The following is a 2,845-nucleotide window of genomic DNA, read 5'->3' on the forward strand; positions in this document are numbered from 1 at the left end:
GCGTCCTGCGCCACGCTGCCCGCGAGCGCCACCGCCACCGCCGCGCGCACGGTCCGGCCGACCGCCCGGCGAGAGCGCGGCGCGCGGGTGCGGTAGCGGTACTCGCAGGAGCCGCCCACGTCCCCGCGGCGGGCGATGGTGACGCGGCGGAGCTCGAACCCCTCGAGCAGCGCCACCACCGCGTGCCCGGCCTCGTGCCAGGCGCGCAGCTCGAGCGCGCCGGGCGGCGCGGGGCGGGGGCGGAGGGGGACCGCGGCGGTCAAGGGGAGCCTCGCCCCCAGGATCGCACCGCGGCGCGCCCCGGTCGCGGGGGCCGGTGGGGGCGGCGGGCGCATCGGGCGCCGCAGCGGGGTGCCAGGCCCTGGCACGTCGAAGGGCCGCCGTGCGCCGTGGCGGCCCTTCTTTGCCCGGGGGGCTTCCCGTGCCGCGCGTGCCGTGTTCGGGCCACGTCCTGGCGCCCGGACAGGAGGAGGGACGCCTCCTCGCTATCGGCCCTCACGGTGGGCCGTCGCGGTCCGGCGCGCGGTCCCCGAGCTGCGTCCATGGTACGCCGCCCCAGGCGCCCCGGCGCCGGTCGTGCGGGCTCGCCCGTTCGCCCCGGATCCAACGTCGCGGGCGCTATACTCCCGCCCCCATGCACCTCGAGGAGCTCGGCCCCTGGACGCACGGTCACGCCTTCGGCACCGCGGTGGAGGCGAGCGGCGAGCGGCGCACCCGCTGGGTGGTGGCGCTCACGCTCGCCATGATGGTGGGCGAGATCGCCGCCGGGATGGTGTACGGCTCGATGGCGCTGCTCGCCGACGGCTGGCACATGGGCACGCACGCGGCGGCGCTCGGCGTGGCGGCGTTCGCCTACGCCTACGCGCGGCGGCACGCCGCCGACCCGCGCTACAGCTTCGGCACCGGCAAGGTGGGCGCGCTGGGCGGGTTCGCGAGCGCGGTCGGCCTCGCGGTGGTGGCGCTGCTCGTGCTCGGCGAGAGCGCCGTCCGCCTCGCCTCGCCGGTCGCCATCCGCTTCGACCAGGCCATCGGCGTCGCGGTGCTCGGCCTGCTCGTGAACCTGTTCAGCGCGTTCCTGCTGCGCGACGAGGACCACGGCCACGCGCACGGCCACGGCGATCCCCACGACCACGACCAGCACCAGCACGACCACCGCGAGCACGACCACGACCACGACCACGAGGAGCACGCTCACGGGCACCACGATCCCGGGCACGTCGAGCACCGCGACCACAACCTGCGCGCCGCCTACCTGCACGTGCTCGCCGACGCGCTCACCTCGGTGCTCGCCATCGTGGCGCTGCTCGCGGGGCGGGTGCTCGGCTGGACCTGGATGGACCCGGTGATGGGGATCGTCGGCGCGCTGGTGATCGCGCGCTGGTCGGTGGGCCTGCTCCGCGACACCGGCGCGGTCCTGCTCGACGCCGAGGTGGCGGAGGGCCGCCGCGCCGCCGTCCGCGCCGCGCTGGAGCAGGGCGAGGACCGGGTGGCCGACCTGCACCTGTGGCGCGTGGGGCCGCGCCACCTCGCCGCGATCGTGTCGGTGGTCTCGCCCGCGCCGCGCGCGCCCGCCGAGTACAAGGACCGGCTGCGCGCGTTCCCGGACCTGGTGCACCTCACCGTCGAGGTGCACGCCTGCGAGACGCTGCCCGGGGCCCGCGCCTCGCGGTGAGCTACCGCGGGCCGGCGCGCGCCTCGGCCTGCTTCGCCGACTGCTCCAGCGCCGCCTCCGCGGTGCGCAGCACGCGCGGGCCGTCGTTGTACGCGGCCACCTTCACCGGCGGGTACGCGGCCATCCGCGCGACGAGCTCGTCCGCACGGACCGCGAGCAGCCGGTCGCAGGTGGCGTAGAGGCCGTCGGGCGCCTCCTCCAGCAGGTTGTGCGGATCGAGGATCTTGTGGATCTCGGCCACCAGCGCGTGCGTCGGCGTGGGGACGAGGAGCGAGGCGATGGCGCCGTGCTCCACGCGCAGGCGCCGGGCCAGCCGGAGCGGCTCGCCGCCGAGGGCCTCGCGCGCGGCCGGGAGCAGCACCTTCTCCTCCAGCGCGATGTGGCGCAGCAGCCCGCCCCGGAACGCGTCGTAGGGCCCGCGGTCGATCGCGGCGGGATCCGACACCGCGCGGGTCAGCAGCGCGTGCAGCCGCAGGTGGTCGTCGGCGAGGAACCGCTCGATCGGGCCCGCCTCGCGCGCGCTCACGGCGCCTCCTCGTCGTCCTCGTCGGAGGCCTCGCCCATCAGCTGCCGGTGCTGCGCCTCGCGGACCATGCGGTCCAGCAGCGGGAACGCGGCGCCGGCCAGCTCGGGATCGTCGCGGCCGGCGTCGCCGTCGCGCCCGGCCGCGAGCAGGGCCAGCAGGAGCCAGTCCTGCTCGGTGATGGGCAGGTAGGCCTCGGGCCGGTACCCGTCCGCCGAGGCGCGGAACGGCTCGAGGTCGCCGTGCGCCGGGCGGAGCACCACGAAGCGCCCGCGCTCGAGCTCGCGGTGCGCCTCGAGGAGCCACTCCCGGCGCGCCGAGTCGCGCACCCGCGCCGCCCCGAGCCGGCCGGCGTCGGGGCGGCCGAGCGCGGCCCAGGCGGCCGCCGCGTCGGGGGCGAGCGGCTTGCCGTTGGGATGGGTCGCGGCGCCCGAGGCGTAGCGGGCGACGATCTCGGCGGCCGAGGTGGGCATGGAGAACCTCTAGTGCGTGGGGTGCACGTCCGCAGCCGGCTTCGAGGGGACGCGGGCGGGCGGACGGCCGTGGGCCGCGTGCGGGTCGGCCGCGGGCGCGGCGTGGGCGTCGGCGCCGGGCTTCGCGTGGGCCGCGTGGGATCCGCGGCGCCGCCTCGGCGGCGTGCGCCGCGTGGG

The 2,845-nt window shown here is 78.0% G+C and carries 4 protein-coding genes; 1 reads left to right on the top strand and 3 read right to left on the bottom strand.

The annotated features are described in order from the left end of the window. Positions 1-263, bottom strand: a 263-nt coding sequence (locus PSR1_RS22725) for a hypothetical protein (RefSeq protein WP_202813239.1), incomplete at its 3' end; no start/stop codon positions are given. 371 nt (positions 264-634) lie between these two features. Between PSR1_RS22725 and dmeF the strand changes: the two genes are divergently transcribed. After that, a complete protein-coding gene (dmeF, locus tag PSR1_RS22730) occupies positions 635-1,672 on the top strand; it encodes a CDF family Co(II)/Ni(II) efflux transporter DmeF (RefSeq protein WP_059439576.1) in 1,038 nt (345 codons plus the stop codon). A 1-nt stretch (position 1,673) separates the two neighbouring features. On the opposite strand, the gene PSR1_RS22735 is transcribed toward dmeF, so the two are convergent. Beyond that, positions 1,674-2,198, bottom strand: a complete 525-nt coding sequence (locus tag PSR1_RS22735; RefSeq protein WP_059439577.1) for a cation-binding protein — start codon at positions 2,196-2,198, stop codon at positions 1,674-1,676. Continuing rightward, on the bottom strand, positions 2,195-2,668 hold the full coding sequence (locus PSR1_RS22740; protein WP_059439578.1) for a hypothetical protein: 474 nt from the start codon (positions 2,666-2,668) through the stop codon (positions 2,195-2,197). Before PSR1_RS22740 ends, PSR1_RS22735 begins: the two co-directional genes overlap by 4 nt. Between the last annotated feature and the right edge of the window lie 177 nt (positions 2,669-2,845).

The organism is Anaeromyxobacter sp. PSR-1, assembly GCF_000964525.1.
Lineage (GTDB): Bacteria > Myxococcota > Myxococcia > Myxococcales > Anaeromyxobacteraceae > Anaeromyxobacter.

What these genes read in the sequence shown, in the direction of transcription:
- dmeF (WP_059439576.1), top strand. Translation starts at nt 635, where the DNA reads ATGCACCTCGAGGAGCTCGGCCCCTGGACGCACGGTCACGCCTTCGGC.
- PSR1_RS22740 (WP_059439578.1), bottom strand. Translation starts at nt 2,668, where the DNA reads ATGCCCACCTCGGCCGCCGAGATCGTCGCCCGCTACGCCTCGGGCGCC.